This is a genomic window from Mucilaginibacter sp. UR6-1, from assembly GCF_020880975.1.
In the GTDB taxonomy this organism is placed as follows: Bacteria; Bacteroidota; Bacteroidia; order Sphingobacteriales; family Sphingobacteriaceae; genus Mucilaginibacter.
The window spans coordinates 128,985-147,651 of sequence record NZ_JAJIWP010000002.1; the positions used below are offsets into that span (position 1 = coordinate 128,985).

An 18,667-nucleotide genomic window follows, 5' to 3' on the forward strand; every position below is an offset into this window, starting at 1 on the left:
GCCTGCCTGCCCGCGCCCTTGCGCGCCCGCCTGTTGCGCCCTCGTCTTTTGTCAGTTCCTGCTGCAACACATAAAATATATTTAACTGACGAGGCGCTTATGAAACAGGAAAATGATGAAGTATTGCTGAGAGAGAACAAAGACCGCTTTGTGATCCTCCCCATTAATTACCCCCGCATTTGGGAAATGTACAAAAAGCATGAAGCCAGCTTTTGGACGGCCGAGGAGATTGACCTTAGCGACGACCTGAAACATTGGGAAACGCTTAACGCCGGCGAAAAGCATTTCATATCGCACATTTTAGCATTTTTTGCCGCCAGCGATGGTATTGTGAACGAAAACCTGGCCGTAAACTTTATGAGCGAGGTACAGGTACCCGAAGCTCGTTGCTTTTACGGTTTCCAGATCATGATGGAGAACATACACTCCGAAACGTATGCCTTGTTAATAGATACTTATGTAAAGGATCCGGTTGAAAAAGATCGTCTTTTCCATGCCATTGATACCGTACCATGTGTAGGCAAAAAAGCCGAATGGGCGCTTAAATGGATTGAGAACGGCACCTTTGCGCAACGCCTTGTAGCTTTTGCCGCGGTTGAGGGTATCTTCTTTTCGGGTAGCTTTTGTTCACTGTTCTGGCTTAAAAAACGTGGCCTGATGCCGGGTTTAACCTTCAGTAATGAGCTTATATCGCGCGATGAAGGTATGCACTGCGAGTTTGCCTGCTTGCTTTACAGTATGCTTAACAACAAACTGAGCAAAGAAGAAGCAACCAGCATTATTACCGATGCTGTTGAAATAGAAAAAGAGTTTGTAAGCGACGCTTTACCTGTTAACCTGATAGGCATGAACGCCAAGCTGATGAGCCAGTACATTGAGTTTGTGGCCGACAGGTGGTTGCAGGAGCTGGGTTATGATAAGCACTACAATGCTACCAATCCGTTTGATTTTATGGAGATGATAAGCCTGCAGGGTAAAACCAATTTTTTTGAAAAGCGCGTAGGCGACTACCAGAAAAGCGGCGTACTAAACAACGTACTCGAGAGCAAATCGTTCTCGCTGGATGAGGACTTTTAACAGCCCCACCCGGCCTCCCCGAAGGGGAGGAGTTATAATTTACTTCAATTAATAAAAATAATATTCACTTAAATATCTCCCCCTTTGGGGGAGTTGGAGGGGGTTAAATGTTTGTAATAAAAAGAGATGGCCGCAGAGAGTCGGTAAAATTTGATAAGATAACAGCACGTATCGAAAAACTGTGCTATGGGTTTCAACTGGTTGACCCTATTGATGTTGCCAAAAAGGTAATTGAGGGTTTGTATGATGGTGTTACCACGTCGGAGCTGGATAACCTGGCTGCTGAAACTGCCGCGTCATTAACCACCAAGCACCCTGATTATGCTTTGCTGGCATCGCGTATAGCGGTATCAAACCTGCATAAAAACACGGTAAAATCATTCAGCGAAACCATGCGTATGCTGTATGAGTACGTGGATAGCAAGAATGGCAAAAACGCTTCGCTGATTGCGGAGGACGTTTGGGAAGTGATCAAAGACAATGCTGAAGTGTTGGACAGCACTATTATTTACGACCGCGATTTCGGGTTTGATTACTTTGGCTTCAAAACGCTCGAAAAATCATACCTGTTAAAAATTGATGGTAAGATAGTTGAGCGCCCGCAGCACCTGTTTATGCGTGTATCGGTAGGTATCCACAAAAACGATATTGACAGTGTTATCAAAACCTATAACCTGATGAGCGAGCGTTGGTTTACCCACGCTACACCTACATTGTTCAACGCGGGTACACCAAAACCGCAAATGTCGTCATGCTTTTTGCTGACTATGAAGGATGACAGCATTGATGGCATTTACGATACGCTGAAACAAACCGCTAAAATTTCGCAAAGCGCCGGTGGTATCGGTTTGAGCATACACAACGTACGCGCTACAGGTTCATACATCAGCGGTACTAACGGTACCAGCAACGGTATTATCCCGATGCTGAGGGTATTTAATGATACTGCCCGTTATGTTGATCAGGGTGGTGGCAAGCGTAAAGGTGCTTTCGCTATTTACCTTGAGCCTTGGCATGCCGATGTGTTCGAATTCCTGGATCTGCGTAAAAATCACGGTAAGGAAGAAATGCGCGCCCGCGACTTGTTCTATGCCCTTTGGATATCTGACCTGTTCATGAAACGCGTTGAGGCAAATGAGGACTGGAGCCTGTTCTGTCCGCATGAAGCACCGGGTTTGGCGGATTGCTTTGGCGCCGAGTTTGAAGCTTTATACACAAAATACGAAAAAGAAGGCCGTGCCCGCAAAACCATCAAAGCACAGGAGCTTTGGTTCGCCGTGTTAGATTCGCAGGTTGAAACCGGTACACCATACCTGTTGTACAAGGATGCCGCCAACGCCAAATCAAACCAGCAAAACCTGGGTACTATAAAAAGCTCGAACCTGTGTACCGAAATTATGGAATACACCTCGGCTGATGAGGTAGCGGTTTGTAACCTGGCATCGCTGGCGTTACCACGTTACATCAACAACGGCGTGTTTGATCATGATAAATTATATGAGGTTACTTACCAGGTTACCATAAACCTGAACCGCATTATCGACCATAACTATTACCCGGTTGATGAGGCCCGTAACTCAAACCTGCGCCACCGCCCGATAGGTTTAGGTGTACAAGGTTTGGCCGATACCTTTATACAACTGCGTTTGCCGTTTGAAAGCGATGCCGCCAAACAACTGAACAAAGATATATTTGAAACCATCTACTTTGCTTCAATGACGGCTTCAAAGGATCTGGCTATCCAGGATGGTGCTTACGAAACCTTTAAAGGTTCACCGCTATCGCAAGGCAAGTTCCAGTTCGACCTTTGGGGAGTAACTCCGGAGAGCGGCCGTTGGGATTGGGAAAACCTGCGCCTTGATGTAATGAATCATGGTGTGCGTAACTCACTGCTGGTAGCGCCAATGCCTACCGCGTCAACCTCGCAAATTTTGGGTAATAACGAGTGCTTTGAGCCTTATACCTCAAACATCTACACCCGCCGTGTATTAAGTGGTGAATTCATCGTGGTAAACAAATACCTGCTGCGCGACCTGGTTAACCTTGGTTTGTGGAACACCGGCATGAAAGATAAGATCATCAGCGCGAACGGCTCTATCCAGGACATCCCTGAAATACCTGCCGATATTAAGGAACTGTACAAAACCGTATGGGAAATTAAGATGCGCAACATTATTGATATGGCTGCCGACAGGGGTGCTTATGTATGCCAGTCGCAATCGCTTAACCTGTTCATTAACTCGCCAAATGCTTCAAAACTTACTTCAATGCACTTTTACGCATGGAAGAAAGGCCTTAAAACAGGTATGTATTACCTGCGTACACAGGCGGCATCGCAGGCGGTTAAATTTACGGTTGAAAACCAAGGGGGTAAAAACATGGAGCCGGTTATTCCGGATCACGTTGCCCAGGTTGCCGATGAGATACCTGCAGGCCCAAGCTGCTCAATGGAAGAGGGCTGCGTAACCTGCTCGGCATAATCATGATCCTGTAGCTATTAAAGTGTCAGTTTAATAGTTTTACTAAAAAGCGTGGGGCGTTTTGGAATGCGTCCCCGCTTTTTTGTTTAAGGGCATTTTATTTTGCATGACGAGCATCACCCCTAACCGTGCCCGTCATCATGCCCCGCCGCGGCGGTATACAATACATTTGAGGCAACAATCAACTTAAATGTATTATGAAAAATTTACGATTACTATTTGCTGCAATTTTACTCATTACCACATCAACAACCTTTGCCCAGCAAAAAGGAGAGTGGAACATTCGCCTGCGAGGTGTGGGTGTTATCCCGCAGGAAAAAGCGACCATCGGCGTGATCGGCGGCGATGTTGACATCAGTAAAAGCTTTATCCCTGAGCTCGACTTTACTTATTATTTCGCCAATAACTTTTCAGCCGAGCTAATATTGGGTACAACCCGCCATAAAGTAAAAACCACATCATCAAACCTCACCGCTATTGGCGGCCCTGCATCTGCCGATGTTGACCTGGGCAAGGTATGGTTGTTGCCGCCAACGCTTACCTTGCAATACCATGTGCCTACAGGTAGTATAGTAAGGCCATATATTGGCGCGGGTGCCAACTACACCATATTTTATGGCGCCGATGTAGGCTCAACTGTTAAAGGCATCGACTATAAAAACAGCTTTGCCTTTGCCGCGCAAGTCGGTGTGGATATTGACCTGGATAAAAAATGGTTTTTAAATGTGGATGTAAAAAAGATATTTCTATCAACAGATGTTACCGTTGATGCCTCAAACCTTACCCCGGCCAATAACCCGGGCCTGGAGCCGGCGTTGCGCAATATACCTGCCGATGTAAAGATACGCCCATGGTTAATTGGCATAGGTATTGGCTATCGCCTGTAAATATTTGGTTTGTAAAATAAAAAGCGCTGTGCCGGTTAAACGGTGCGGCGCTTTTTGCGTCTGTACCTGTAATAAACTGAATATTTCACCTTTGTCCTTTATCATATAATGATAAACCTTTACCATTTTAAGTTATTTGCTGTTGTATTAATATTGACAGCCTTTTTTTACTGCCCGGCAGCTAAAGCGCAAACCCCAGTTATTGAGTATGAGCCTGACGAAAGTTATGTAGGGTTTAATGAAGGTAAAGGCTGGGCAATAGGCGGGCAGTTTGGGTACGATTTTCCGGCCGGGGCGTTGAGCCAGAATTACAGGGTTACCCCAACCTACGGCATCGGTGTGTATAAAAAAATTGATGATTTTACACTGAACTTTAACATTAACCATCATGCTTACCCGGCAAAAAGTAATGCCATGGGTATGGTTGATAACAGGTTTATTGTTTTAGGCTTTTATTTTGGCGGCGCTTATGATAAGCTGATTACGCCATTCTTTAAATTTTACGGCGGCCTTAACCTTGGCGGCTGGCTTAAACGCTACGAGGATATTTACAATTACGATGACGAATGCGGCTGCGAAATAAATAATGCCAACTTTTATTTTGCCCCCAAAGTAGGCTTTACCTACCTCACAAGCAGCCATATTGGTATAGGTGTTGAGGCCAAATACAATGTATATATAACAGGGTACGATTACCTTACCGATACCAGCGGCGGCAAACTATTCAACTCTGTAGCGGCCACATTAATACTTACCTATCATTTTTAACGTGCACGGGGCCTGGCAGATTTTAGTATTTATTATAGTGCTTTAACTTTTGGTTTATTTATAAATTAATTGGTATTTATTTGTTTGCGGCATTAGGTTATTTATATACTTTTAAGGCAGATAACCTTATCACTTAAAATGAATACCAAATTCTTCCCGCTCGCTTTAAACATTATCAGCGCTATTATTTTAATTTGTTTGTGTTGCGATACAGCCAGCGCCCAGCGGCGCTCAAACCGCGGATTAAACTATGACGGCGACCCTCCCGGCTTTGGCGGTGGTAGTGGTAACGGTGGTGATGAAGGAGGAGAGTGGGGCGTTGCTTTACAGGCCGGTTTTGATTCGCCGCGCGGCGAGTTGGGCGCAAGCTATAAAGGCGCGCCTTTGGTTGGCATCAGCATACTTAAATATTATAAAAGCTTCACTTTTGGCATCACTTTGAGCAGGCATAGCTACAAACCCGCTGTTGATGATATTGGCGTGGAGATAGATATGGGTGATATGGGCTCATATAACCAAATCATAAAACTAACCAGCAACCGTTTCACAGGCTTTTATGCCGGCGCTGCTTATAACATCGGGCTTGCACAAGGATTTAAATGTTATGGCGGTGTAAATTTTGGCGGCATGACCTCAACTTACGGCTTATCAGTTACCGGCACAGAGGGCAATTACTTAGAAAGTTATACCGATAAGTATGCTTATTTTGCACCAAAACTTGGTGTTGAGGCTGCAGTGGGCGGTGGTTTTAGCATTGGTGTTGAAGGAAAATATAATATCTTTATGGTAGGCAGCACAAACTCGCGTACCGGCGGCGATTTCCGGTCAGAAAAATCAGTAGCGGGGGTAGCCACACTTACCTATAGCTTTTAGGGGAGTGTTAAATTGAGGATAGGATATGCATTCAAAACACGAGATAATACGATGCGAACGCTGCAATGCGGCTTTTGAATGCAAGGCCAACTCCTATACCAAATGCCAGTGCAGTACGGTACAACTCACCCTTAACGAAACTCAATACATCAGCGAAAATTACGATGGTTGCCTGTGTGCCCAGTGCCTGCTCGTTATTCAGCAGGAGTACAGGGAGGTGGTTTTGAAGTCTGAAAGTTTTTTAGAAAAGTTGGAAAGACCGTAAGTCGGAAAGTCCGTAAGCAGAAGAAGCTTCTTCCGTACTTTCCGACCAAAATTCTACTTCCAGACTCCCCGTCTTTCGGACTTCCGGACTAATTTACTACCTTCACAGCCTCATATTCAACACTGAAATAATGAAACTATTAGAAGGAAAAGTTGCCCTGGTTACAGGCGCTTCAAAAGGTATAGGTCGTAAAATAGCCGAAAAATTTGCCGAGCATGGCGCTAAAGTGGCTTTCACTTATTTATCATCTGTAGAAAAAGGACAGGCACTTGAGCAGGAATTGCAGGCTTTTGGTACCCAGGTTAAAGGTTACCGCAGCGATGCCTCTAAATTTGATGAAGCCGAAAAGCTGATCAACGATATTGTTGCCGATTTTGGTACTATTGATGTTGTGGTTAACAACGCCGGTATCACCAAAGATGGTTTGCTTATGCGCATGACCGAAGAGCAATGGGACGAGGTGCTTAACGTAAACCTGAAATCAATATTCAACGTAACCAAAGCCGCTTCAAAAATAATGATGAAGAACCGTAAAGGCTCCTTTATTAACATGAGTTCGGTAGTGGGTGTGCAGGGTAATGCCGGTCAGGCCAACTATGCGGCTTCAAAAGCGGGTATTATAGGTTTCTCAAAATCAGTAGCTAAGGAGCTGGGTTCACGCGGTATACGTACCAACGTGGTAGCCCCGGGCTTTATCCGTACCGAAATGACCGACGTGCTCGACCCGAAAGTTGTTGAAGGCTGGACAGCAGGAATCCCGCTTAAACGTGCCGGCGAAACTGAGGATGTGGCCAATGCCTGCGTGTTCCTGGCATCAGATATGGCTGCTTACATTACCGGCCAGGTTATTCCGGTTGATGGCGGTATGTTGTAAACTGCTTTTTTGCATAAACAACCATAAAAAAACAGCATATTTGGTTATCAAGTATGCTGTTTTTGTTTTCAATAACCTGGGGTGATGTTTCGGGCTGGTGGCTGCCGGTATGTGTGCTGGCTGGCTTACTGTATGCCGGGGTATTGTACAGGCAACCGGTAAACATCCATAAAACTTACCGGTATATATTGTTTGCGCTTAGGGCGCTGGCGGTGGCATTTATCGCTTTCCTGCTGCTTTCGCCATTGGTACGGTCGGTGAGCTATAAGCCCGAGAAACCATTGGTATTGGTAATGCAGGATAATTCAAGCTCTGTAAAGCCATCGGGTAAAAATATCTCCGCGTCATTAGGGCAACTAAAGCAGCAGTTGGGTGAGGATTATGATGTGCAGCAGTTTCATTTCGATAGCCGCCTGCATGATAGCCTGGCATCCAACTTTAACGGGCGACAAACAGACATTGCCTCCGCCCTTAAACAACTGAACGACCGCTTTGTGAACCGCAACATCGGCGCGGTGGTGATGGCTTCGGATGGTATATACAACCGTGGTGCCGATCCGCGATATGAAGCACGTAATATTAAGGCAGGTTTTTATACCATTGCCCTGGGTGATACCACACACCGCCGCGATTTGCTCATCAGCAATATCAACTATAATAAAACCGCTTTTTTAGGGAACGATTTTGAGGTGGAGATATTTGCCACCGCCTACCAAAGTAACGGCGAAACCCTACGCCTTAATATTACCGATGATGGCAAGCAGGTATACAGTAAGCCTGTAACAATAAAGGGCAGTACCTTTAGGCAAATGGTGCCGGTTAAACTTAATGCCAATAATAAGGGACTGCATAAGTTTACGGTTAATATTACAGCGCTAAGTAACGAGGTAACCACGGTAAACAATAGCGAAACCTTTTATATAGATGTGTTGGATGCCCGCCAAAAAATATTGCTGGTATATGAAAATGTGCATCCGGATATTGCCGTCATGAAAAATGCTATTGAAGTTAACCGTAATTACGAGGTTAAAACAGTTTTGCTTACCGAACTGACTACGATAAAACCTGCCGATTATAATCTGCTGATATTATTTCAGTTGCCCGCATCGGCACCGGGCATACAACGTTTTGTTGCCAATGCCAACCTGCCGGTTTGGTACATTGTAGGTGCGCAGGCAGATGTAACAGCCTTTAATAACAGCCAAAAGCTGGTAAATATATCAGCAGGGCGCAGTGAAATGCAGGAGGTTTTCGCACAGTCTTATGATGGCTTTTCAGCATTTACATTAAGTGATTCAACACGGCAAAAGATTAGGAAGATGCCGCCGCTGCTGGCACCATTTGGTAATTACGGTGTAACGGCATCCACAGGTATTTTATTTAAGCAGCGAATAGGCAACGTAAGCACTACCTACCCATTGCTGGCATTTGCCGCGCAAGGTGGCAGGCGCATTGCCGTACTTACCGGCGAAGGCCTATGGCGCTGGAAACTGGCTGAGTATGCCGCTTTTGAAAATAACAATGCTATTAACGAGCTGATGAGCCAAAGCGTACAATACCTAACCGCCAATGCCGACAGGCAGCAGTTTAGGGTGTACCCGGCAAAAACTGTTTTTGATGAGGGCGAAGATATACTGATCAACGCCGAACTATATAACGATGCGCTGGAATTAGTGAATACCCCTGATGCCCGCATCAGCATTAAAGACCAAAAAGGACGTAATTTTAGCTTTTTGTTCAGCAGATCGGGGCAGGCTTATACGCTTAATGCGGGTGCATTGCCGGCTGGGGAGCATAGTTACTCGGCCTCGGTAAAGCTGGGAAGCAAAGCATACAGCGCATCGGGTAAATTCACCATAAAGCCAATAGATGCCGAGGCCCGCCAAACCGTAGCCAACCATCAACTACTGCGCGATATAGCCCAACAAAGCGGTGGCGCTATGCTGATGCCAATTGAATTGAGTAAACTGGTTGATCTTATTAAAAAGAACGAGAACGTAAAAACGGTGGTTTATGAAGATAAGCACTACAGCGAACTGGTGGATACAAAGTGGGTATTCGCCATCATACTATTATTAGTATCTGCCGAATGGTTTATCCGCAAACGCGAAGGAGAAATTTAGATAAGCGGTCATCTCTGATTCCCTCCCTCGGGAGGGCAGGGAGGGGTAAACCATCAGGCATCCACCCCAATGTACCCCCTCGCACACAATTCCTCATACAATATTTTAAACCAAAATGTATATTCTTCGGGATGCTCGTCAAGGTCGTGGGCTATCATTTCAGGGGCCATATAAATGTAATCAGCCGCCTCATCAATATTCAAATTCGGCTTACTTGAGTAGGTGCCAATAAATACATGGTCAAATTCATGTTCGTACAGGCCATCACCCAGATCGGCCTGATAGGTAAACGTAAAGGCCTCAGTAAGCAGACAGGTAATGCCCATTTCTTCCATTAAGCGCCTCTCGGCAGCTTGTAAATTACCCTCACCCGGCCTCGGGTGGCTGCAACAGGTGTTTGACCATAAGCCCGCAGAGTGATATTTACCATCAGCACGTTTTTGCAATAGCAGCTCGCCCTTGCCGTTAAACAGTATAACCGAAAACGCGCGGTGAAGTACGCCTTTATAATGCGCCTCCATTTTTTCCATAACACCTGTTTCGTTATCGTTACTGTCAACCAGAATTACATTTTCCATTTCATTTAACATATACGGGAGCTTACAGCGTGCGGATGGTGCGGCTATCAAAATACAAATAATTAACGCAAATGTAGTTCAAACATTTTGTTACGATACTGCTCAACAACTGCTCATGATATTATATAACCGCTAAAACAGGGTAAATCAGTTTAAAAAAACATATCATTTATGTGTGTGGATTGTTATTTAAGTTTCTGATTAATAATAAATTATGTTTATGTGCTGTTTAAATTTTGATTAAAAAACATACACACGGGCAAATACTTTGCAAAATTTGCTATCAACCAATATTTACTTATAAACCATTTCTGCTATGCGTAGTTATTTATTATTGATGTTGTTATTGTGTGCAGGTATATTTTCTGCAGATGCCCAGCAGATCACGTCTCCCGACAAAAATCTCGTGCTCAATTTTGAGCTGAAGGATAATGGCGTGCCTGCATACAGCCTTATTTATAAAAAGAAGGATGTTATTAAAACCAGTAAGTTAGGTATCGAAACTAAAGATGTACCCTCATTTCTGAACGGTTTTACCATTACCGATACTCAAAAAAGCACGTTCGACGAAACGTGGCAACCGGTTTGGGGCGAGCAGAAAAATATTCGCAATAACTATAACGAGTTGGTGGTAACGCTTACCCAGAAAGCAGAGAAGGATCGTTTTATCCGCATCCGTTTCCGTTTGTTTAATGATGGTTTGGGTTTCCGTTATGAGTTCCCGGCGCAAAAAAACCTGAATTACTTTATTATAAAAGAAGAGCATACGCAGTTCGCTTTAGCGGGTGATCATAAAGCATTTTGGCTGCCCGGCGATTTTGATACGCAGGAGTACAGCACCGTAACTTCAAACCTGTCTGAAGTTCGTGGTAAAATGAAAGCCGCCGTTACGCCAAATGTTTCGCAAACCACCTTCTCGCCAACAGGGCTGCAAACTCCGCTGATGATGAAAAGCAAGGACGGTTTGTACATCAACATACATGAGGCCGCGCTGGTTGATTACTCGTGCATGTCGTTAAACTTGGATGACAAGAACTTCGTGCTCGAATCATTTTTGACCCCTGATGCCATTGGCGATAAAGGTTATATGCAGGCGCCAACGCAAACGCCCTGGCGTACCGTTATTGTAAGCGATAAGGCAGGCGATATCCTGATGTCGAAACTTGTATACAATTTGAATGAGCCGACTAAATTTAAAGATGTATCATGGATAAAACCAATAAAATACGTAGGTGTATGGTGGGAAATGATCACCGGCAAAAGCACCTGGGCTTATACCGATCTGGAAAACGTACAACTTGGCGTTACCGATTACAGCAAAACCAAACCTAACGGAAAGCACGGTGCCAATACACAGCACGTTAAGGAATATATTGACTTTGCTGCCAAAAATGGTATCGACGCGGTATTGGTTGAAGGCTGGAACCAGGGCTGGGAAGACTGGTTTGGCAAAACCAAGGATTACGTGTTCGACTTTGTTACCCCATATCCTGATTTTGATGTAAAGGAGCTGCATCGTTATGCCGAATCAAAAGGCGTAAAGATCATTATGCACCACGAAACTTCAGGCTCTGTACGTAACTACGAACGCCATTTGGATACCGCCTACAAATTCATGGTTGAAAATGGTTACAACGCTGTTAAAAGCGGTTATGTTGGGCAGATCATTCCGCGTGGCGAGCACCATTACGGTCAATGGCTGGTTAACCATTACCTGTATGCCATTACTAAGGCTGCCGACTATAAAATTATGGTAAATGCTCACGAGGCTATCAGGCCTACAGGTTTGGCGCGTACTTACCCTAACCTGATCGGTAATGAGGCTGCGCGTGGTACCGAGTATGAATCATTCGGCGGTAACAACCCTGATCATACAACCATTTTACCGTTCACCAGGCTGATAGGTGGCCCGATGGATTATACACCGGGTATTTTTCAAACAAAAATCAACGCGTACAATCCCGATAATAACTCATTTGTACATACCACGCTTACCAAGCAATTGGCGCTGTATGTAACCATGTATAGTCCGCTGCAAATGGCGGCTGATTTGCCCGAAACATATAATAAATTTTATGATGCCTTCCAGTTTATTAAGGATGTGGCGGTTGATTGGGATGAATCATACGTGTTAGAAGCCGAGCCCGGCGACTATATCACCATTGCCCGTAAGGCCAAAGGTAAAAACGAGTGGTTTATAGGCAGCGTGACTGACGAGAACGCCCGTACCGCCGTAGTCAAATTCGACTATCTGCCTAAAGGAAAAACTTACGAAGCCACCATCTATGCCGATGGCAAGGATGCCAGCTATGATAAAAATCCGCAAAGCTATACCATCCGTAAAATAAAGGTAACCTCAAAAACGGTACTTAAACAGGCGGTGGCACCAGGCGGTGGTTTTGCCATCAGTTTAAAATAAAAATTGGTTCTATTAGGTTTATAAAGGTGTCCCCCGTGTGCGTAAGTACCGGGGGATTTTTTTTGAACAGGCCGCAGTAAGCGTTATCTCTTATGTAAAATATAAATATTCATACCTTTACCCGGTATTTCAACTTAATTATATAAGCCGCTTAATTATTTGTTGGTTATGATGCCTGTACTGCGTTGGGTAAAATTATGTGTATTAGTATTGCTGATGCCTGTTATTGGTTTAGCAGCCAATATACGTAGCATTGGGGTGCCTTACGTGCAAAACTATTCTAAAAGCATGTACCAGGCCGGTAACCAAAACTGGGCCGAAACCAAGGATGCCGACGGCGTAATGTATTTTGCCAACTCGGAAGGGTTGCTGGCTTACGACGGGCAAAACTGGCAATTACACCGTATGCCCAACGGCCTTATTGTACGTGCCGTAGCCGCCGATGGTAAGGGAAAGATATATACCGGTGCCTTTGGCGAGATAGGCTATTGGTCAAAAAACACATCGGGCGCGTTTAAGTATACTTCATTGGCGCACCTAATACCGGCAAAATACCGCCTTAACGAGGAGGTTTGGAAAATATATATAGGCGCTAAGGAGGTAATATTTCAGTCATTTGGGGTTATTTATATTTACAGGGATGGTAAGATCAATACTATCAAATCAAACCCCTACTTATTTCTGTTTAGAGCAGGCAGTCGCTTTATTATTGAACAGCTCAACGTTGGCCTTTTTGAGTTAAAGGGTAATAAGCTCGAGTTTATTAAAGGCAGCGAGATACTAAAAACAGGTGTACTTGCCATTTTGCCATACGGCGATGGACGATACCTCATCGGCACATCAAAAAACGGACTGTATTTGTATGATGGCCAAACCATTGTACCCTGGAAAACCCAGGCCGATGAATTTTTGCAACGTTACCAGCTTAATAATGGTGTTGCCATACCCGGTAATTATTTCGCATTTGGCAGTATATTGAATGGCATCATCATAATTGACCGTGCGGGCAATGTAGTGCAACACATCAATAAATCGAGTGGGTTGCAAAATAATACCGTACTTAGTTTGTACCTCGATAACGAGCAAAACCTGTGGGCAGGGCTGGATAATGGTATTGACCGTATCGAGATCATATCGCCCCTGTACTTTTATTTTGATAAGGGCGGCAGGTTTGGTACGGTATACTCCAGCATCATACACAATAATAAAATATACCTGGGTACTAACCAGGGGCTTTATTACAGCGATTGGGTAACTGATCAAAACCGGCTGTTCCAGTCGTTTGATTTTAAGCTGATACCGGGTAGCCAGGGCCAGGTGTGGGATCTGTCGTTGCTTGACGGGCAATTGCTTTGCGGCCACAATGATGGCACCTTTATAGTAACCGGCGCGCAGCTCAGGCAAATATCAACCGAAAATGGTGGCTGGATGGTTAAAAAACTGAATGCTAACCAGTTGATCCAAGGCACTTATACCGGGCTGGCCGTATACAAAAAACTCCCTGACGGTGCCTGGGCTTTTGATTATAAGATTGGCAATTTTGTAGTACCCTCACGCTATGTTGAGCCCGATGGTAAAGGACAAATATGGGTTAGTCACGCCTACAAAGGTATATATAAGGTTAAGTTAAGTGCCGATGGCCGCAGAGCTGCCTCCATAAAATATTACGACGACAAGAATGGCTTGCCCGGAAGCTACAACATCGGCGTTTTTAACCTGGATAACCGTGTGGTGTTTTCAAGCAATAATGGCTTTTACGTTTATGATGATATCAGCGATCATTTTTATAAATATGATCAACTGAATAAAAAGCTGGGCTCGTTCGCGTCTTCCAACAAGGTAATACCGGCCAGCGGCAGCAAGTACTGGTTTATTGACCGGGGCAGGGCAGCCCTTGGCGATCTGTCAGTAACCGGTAACCTTAACCTTGATTCAGCCCGTTTTAGCATACTTAATGGCCGTATGGTAAAGTATTACGAGAATATAAGCCGTATTAATAACAATATCTATCTTATCAGTATTGATGACGGCTTTGCCATATTTAATGATCAGGCAGGTAACATCACCAAGGATGCCACACTGCCAACAGTACTAATAAGGCGGGTAGAGAATTTTACTGATAGGGCACGTGCCATAACCAAATGGGATGATATAGAGATAGCTTACCGCCGAAACAACATTCGCATACGTTATGTGCTGCCTATCTATCATCAGGCTAAAATTGAGTACCAGTATAATTTAAAAGGCTATTCAAAAAACTGGTCGGAGTGGAGCGCGCTTACACAGCGTGAATTTACCGGCCTTTCGCAGGGTAATTATGAGTTTGAGGTACGCGCACGTGTAAATGGCCATGTAACGGGTATCAGTACGCTTAAATTTAGGGTACTGCCGCCCTGGTATCTCACTAAAATTGCCTGGTTAAGCTATGTGCTATTAATAATTGCAGGCTACTATGCCGTTAGATACTATTATCGCTTTAAATTGCAAAAGCATAACAGGCGTTTGCAAAAAAAGTTACAGCGCGAAAAAGAGGAGTTTTTAAAGCGTGAAGAGGAGGCTAACGAGCAGCGTTTATTCAAACTAAAAAATGAACAGTTACAGGCTGATCTCGATCGTAAAAGCCGTGAGCTGGCAAATTCAGCCATGAATATAGTTTATAAGAACGAGCTGTTGCAGCGCATACACGATGAGATAGCCGATCTTAAAGATTCTGCCGGTAAACATCTGCCGCCTGAGCAACTGCGCAAGATACAAAAGGTGGTTGACGAGGGTAAGAATGATGAGCGCGATTGGGTGTTATTTGAAAACAGCTTTAATGAAACCCACGAAAATTTCTTTAAAAAATTAAAATCCCAACATCCCGATCTGGTACCAAATGATTTGAAATTATGCGCATACCTGCGCATGAATATGAACAGTAAAGAGATGGCATCATTATTGAACATTTCATTACGCGGTATAGAGATAAGGCGTTACCGCCTGCGCAAAAAGCTGGGTTTAAACCATGATAAGAACCTTGTAGAGTTCCTGATGGAGCTTTAATTCACTACATCATTACCTCTCATAAACCGATTAAGCTAATATATGTATTAATGACACTGACAACTTTAGTGAGTAGGTGTCAATTTTATTTAAATGATTGAAAATGAATTATTTAAATAAAATAAAAAATGCGTTTGAGAAAGTATTTTGTGCTTGATGTAGTAATGTAGAGTGCAAAAAATTGAAACAATCTCGGGTTGTTATCAGTTTTGCTCTCGAAACAACACAATTATTTATACCTATTTCAATTGACCATTTATGAAGAGACTAATTACTATTTCATTGTGTGGAATACTATGTCTTTGCCTCACTCCGGCACTGGCTCAAAACATTACCGTTAAAGGTACTGTTAAGGATGCCGCTACCGGCGAAACGCTTATAGGCGTTAGCATAGCAGTACAAGGCACACAAACCGGTACGCAAACCGGCCCCGACGGTACATACAGTATCTCAGCTCCGGGCAATGCGCAATTAACCATAAGCTATATTGGATATGCTACACAAACCGTACCAGTTAATAACCAGGCTGCTATAAACGTTGCATTAAAAGCGCAATCAAACGAGTTACAGCAGGTTGTGGTTATTGGTTACGGCACGCAGCGCCGCAGGGATGTAACAGGCGCTGTAGCATCAGTAAAAGGTGAGGATCTTGCAAAGCAACCGGTACAAACCCCAACTCAGGCTTTGCAGGGTAAAGTATCAGGTGTGCAGGTAATCGGTTCGGGGCAACCCAACTCACAACCACAATTACGTATACGTGGTACAGGTTCGGTATTAGGCGGTGCTAATCCGTTGTATGTTGTTGATGGTGTGCTTACAGATGATATCCGTAACATTAATAATAATGATATATTGAGTTTGGATGTGTTGAAAGATGCCTCAGCTGCAATTTATGGTGTGCGTGGTGCCAATGGTGTGGTTATTATTACCACGCGTAAAGGTAAAAAAGGTGCACCTGTTGTAAGGTATGACGCTAATGCCGGTTTCCGCGAGGTATCAAACCTGGTTGAAATGGCAAACCGCGATCAGTATATTTCATACTTGCAGGATGCAAATCCTTCAAAATTACCCTCAGACCAGGCTCCGCTCACTACCCCGGGTACAACCAACTGGTATGACGCAGTATTACGTAAAGGTTTTCAAACCAATCACAACCTTTCGGTTTCGGGAGGATCAGACAATGCTACCTATTTTGTAAGCGGTAATTATTTAAAAGACAACGGTGTTGTTACCACCAATAATTTTGACCGCTTTACACTACGGTCTAATTTGGAGATTAAGCTTGCCGATAACCTGACCACAGGTACACAGCTTTCACTATCGCGCGCAAACGAACGTCCGGCCCCGCTTGGTGATGTGTATAGCAGTGTTTACAGGGCCGCACCAATTATTACACCTATTGATGAAAATGGTAAATATGGCAATACCTCGGCATGGGGTAACGTAGGTAACCCGTTGCTGAACATTAATAAGGTAAACAATCAAACAGTTAACAATCGTTTGCTTGGTAACGCTTACCTTGAATATAAGCCTGTTAAATCATTAACCTTACGTACTGCCTTTAATACCGATGCGTTTTGGAACAAGCAACGTAATTACAATTATAGATATTTAAATGATGCTAATACGTTTAATGTTGCAGGGGGTAATCAGCAAATAATCAACAGCTCGTTACTGGTACAAAATGATCAGTCATTACGTACAGTATGGGATAATACAGCAACCTTTCAAAAGGATTTTGGTAGCCACAGTCTTACCGTGTTGGCCGGCTTTACCCGCGAATATTTAAAAACAGATCTGTTTAGCGGTTCACGTATTGGCGTGCCTGAAAGTGAAGATCTTTGGTACCTTGATCAAGGGAATCCTGAGAGCCAGGCAACTTATATAAATAATGGAAGCAAGTTTACCCGCCAGTCGTTTTTAGGTCGGGTTAATTATAGCTACGCAGGTAAATACTTATTTAGTGCTTCATTCAGGGCTGATGGTAGCTCACGTTTTGTTGATAAATATGGCTACTTCCCGACAGTGGGTGCAGGCTGGATCATTTCACAAGAAAACTTCCTGAAAGATAATAGCCTTATAAGCAATTTAAAGCTTCGTGCAAGCTACGGCCAGTTAGGTAATGATAATATTGACCAGGGCCTTTACATTGTAACCGGTACCCCAAACATTCCATACTTCTTCAATAATACACTTGCACTTGGTACTATTATCCAGGATATTAAAGATCCAAATTTAAAATGGGAGCGGACCAACCAATTAGATATCGGTTTAGAGTATGGTTTATTTAATAATAAACTTACAGGTGAAATTGATTACTATGATAAAAAGGTAAAAGATGCACTTACCCCTGTATCAATTCCGGCTATTTTAGGTGACCCTGATGGTATCTATGTAACCAATGCGGCATCATACCGTAACCGTGGATGGGAGTTTTCGGCCAAATGGACTGATAAAGTAGGCGATTGGAGCTACAGTATAGGTGGTAATATCAATTACAATAAAAACGAAGTTATTGGATTGAACGGCGGCCAGGCGCTTAATGGCGGCGGTGTTGGTGGGCAGGGTGCAATTACACGTACTGATAATGGCCAGCCAATTGCCAGCTATTACGTTTTACAAGCTACCGGTATCTTCCAAAATCAAGCTCAGATTGATGCAGCACCAACGTATAATTTAAACGGCGAAACTAAACGCATAGGCGGCTTAATTTATGCTGATATAAGCGGACCTAATGGTGTACCTGATGGTGTGGTTGATACATATGACCGTGATTTTTCCGGATCGTATCAGCCTAAATTTTATGGTGGTTTTAATGCGTCTGTTAGTTATAAAGCGTGGGATTTAAGTGCTGATTTTTATGGCAATTGGGGTAATAAGATATATAACGGTAAAAAAGGTTTCCGTTACGATCCGAATGATAACATTGAAGCCGGTTATGCCAGCAAACGCTGGACGCCAACTAACGCTTCAAATACCGACCCGATTACTATAACGCAGAACACACCTGCTTCAACTTATTTTATTGAATCAGGGGCGTTTTTAAGGTTAAACAACCTTACCCTTGGTTACACTATTCCAACTGAGGTATTGAAAAAGATAAAGATGTCGCGCATACGTGTATACGCCTCATCACAAAATCTTTTTACTGCAAAACGCTTCAGCGGATTTACTCCCGAAATATTAACAACAGATATTCTGTCATCAGGTATTGAGCTTAACGGTTACCCGGTAACACGTACGTTCACGTTTGGTGTTAATGTTGAATTTTAATCTTGAAA

The 18,667-nt window shown here is 43.8% G+C and carries 13 protein-coding genes; 11 read left to right on the plus strand and 2 right to left on the minus strand.

Annotated elements, in window-relative coordinates; all coding sequences use genetic code 11:
• The first annotated feature begins 99 nt into the window (after positions 1-99).
• From LJ707_RS05840 to LJ707_RS05850, 3 genes are all read left to right on the plus strand, one after another.
• Complete coding sequence (locus LJ707_RS05840) at positions 100-1,077, plus strand: ribonucleoside-diphosphate reductase small subunit (RefSeq protein WP_228949874.1); 978 nt, start codon at positions 100-102, stop codon at positions 1,075-1,077.
• 107 nt (positions 1,078-1,184) lie between these two features.
• A complete protein-coding gene (locus LJ707_RS05845) occupies positions 1,185-3,557 on the plus strand; it encodes a ribonucleoside-diphosphate reductase subunit alpha (protein WP_228949875.1) in 2,373 nt (790 codons plus the stop codon).
• Positions 3,558-3,754: 197 nt separating this feature from the next.
• Positions 3,755-4,444: an OmpW family protein gene (locus LJ707_RS05850; RefSeq protein WP_228949876.1), complete on the plus strand. Its 690-nt coding sequence runs from the start codon at positions 3,755-3,757 to the stop codon at positions 4,442-4,444.
• Here LJ707_RS05850 and LJ707_RS05855 read toward each other — a convergent pair.
• On the minus strand, positions 4,412-4,549 hold the full coding sequence (locus tag LJ707_RS05855; RefSeq protein WP_228949877.1) for a hypothetical protein: 138 nt from the start codon (positions 4,547-4,549) through the stop codon (positions 4,412-4,414). The two genes, LJ707_RS05850 and LJ707_RS05855, sit on opposite strands and share 33 nt — an antisense overlap.
• A 48-nt stretch (positions 4,550-4,597) precedes the next feature.
• On the opposite strand from LJ707_RS05855, the gene LJ707_RS05860 reads away from it, so the two are divergent.
• The 5 genes from LJ707_RS05860 to LJ707_RS05880 all read left to right on the plus strand — a co-directional run bounded on the left by LJ707_RS05860 (position 4,598) and on the right by LJ707_RS05880 (position 9,347).
• A complete protein-coding gene (locus LJ707_RS05860; RefSeq protein ID WP_228949878.1) occupies positions 4,598-5,212 on the plus strand; it encodes a hypothetical protein in 615 nt (204 codons plus the stop codon).
• A gap of 138 nt (positions 5,213-5,350) precedes the next feature.
• On the plus strand, positions 5,351-6,085 hold the full coding sequence (locus LJ707_RS05865) for a hypothetical protein (protein ID WP_228949879.1): 735 nt from the start codon (positions 5,351-5,353) through the stop codon (positions 6,083-6,085).
• 25 nt (positions 6,086-6,110) lie between these two features.
• Positions 6,111-6,350, plus strand: coding sequence for a cysteine-rich CWC family protein (locus LJ707_RS05870; protein WP_228949880.1), 240 nt, complete (start codon positions 6,111-6,113; stop codon positions 6,348-6,350).
• A 130-nt stretch (positions 6,351-6,480) separates the two neighbouring features.
• A complete protein-coding gene (gene fabG, locus LJ707_RS05875; RefSeq protein ID WP_228949881.1) occupies positions 6,481-7,224 on the plus strand; it encodes a 3-oxoacyl-[acyl-carrier-protein] reductase in 744 nt (247 codons plus the stop codon).
• A 53-nt stretch (positions 7,225-7,277) separates the two neighbouring features.
• Positions 7,278-9,347 carry a hypothetical protein gene (locus LJ707_RS05880; protein WP_228949882.1) on the plus strand — a complete coding sequence of 690 codons (2,070 nt, stop codon included), beginning with the start codon at positions 7,278-7,280 and terminating at the stop codon, positions 9,345-9,347.
• Positions 9,348-9,400: 53 nt separating this feature from the next.
• Here LJ707_RS05880 and idi read toward each other — a convergent pair whose 3' ends face one another.
• Complete coding sequence (idi, locus tag LJ707_RS05885; protein WP_228949883.1) at positions 9,401-9,925, minus strand: isopentenyl-diphosphate Delta-isomerase; 525 nt, start codon at positions 9,923-9,925, stop codon at positions 9,401-9,403.
• A 316-nt stretch (positions 9,926-10,241) separates the two neighbouring features.
• On the opposite strand from idi, the gene LJ707_RS05890 reads away from it, so the two are divergent.
• The 3 genes from LJ707_RS05890 to LJ707_RS05900 all read left to right on the plus strand — a co-directional run bounded on the left by LJ707_RS05890 (position 10,242) and on the right by LJ707_RS05900 (position 18,659).
• Positions 10,242-12,344: a glycoside hydrolase family 97 protein gene (locus tag LJ707_RS05890; RefSeq protein WP_228949884.1), complete on the plus strand. Its 2,103-nt coding sequence runs from the start codon at positions 10,242-10,244 to the stop codon at positions 12,342-12,344.
• A gap of 168 nt (positions 12,345-12,512) precedes the next feature.
• On the plus strand, positions 12,513-15,386 hold the full coding sequence (locus tag LJ707_RS05895; protein ID WP_228949885.1) for a triple tyrosine motif-containing protein: 2,874 nt from the start codon (positions 12,513-12,515) through the stop codon (positions 15,384-15,386).
• Positions 15,387-15,644: 258 nt separating this feature from the next.
• Positions 15,645-18,659, plus strand: coding sequence for a TonB-dependent receptor (locus LJ707_RS05900; protein WP_228949886.1), 3,015 nt, complete (start codon positions 15,645-15,647; stop codon positions 18,657-18,659).
• Positions 18,660-18,667: the final 8 nt, after the last annotated feature.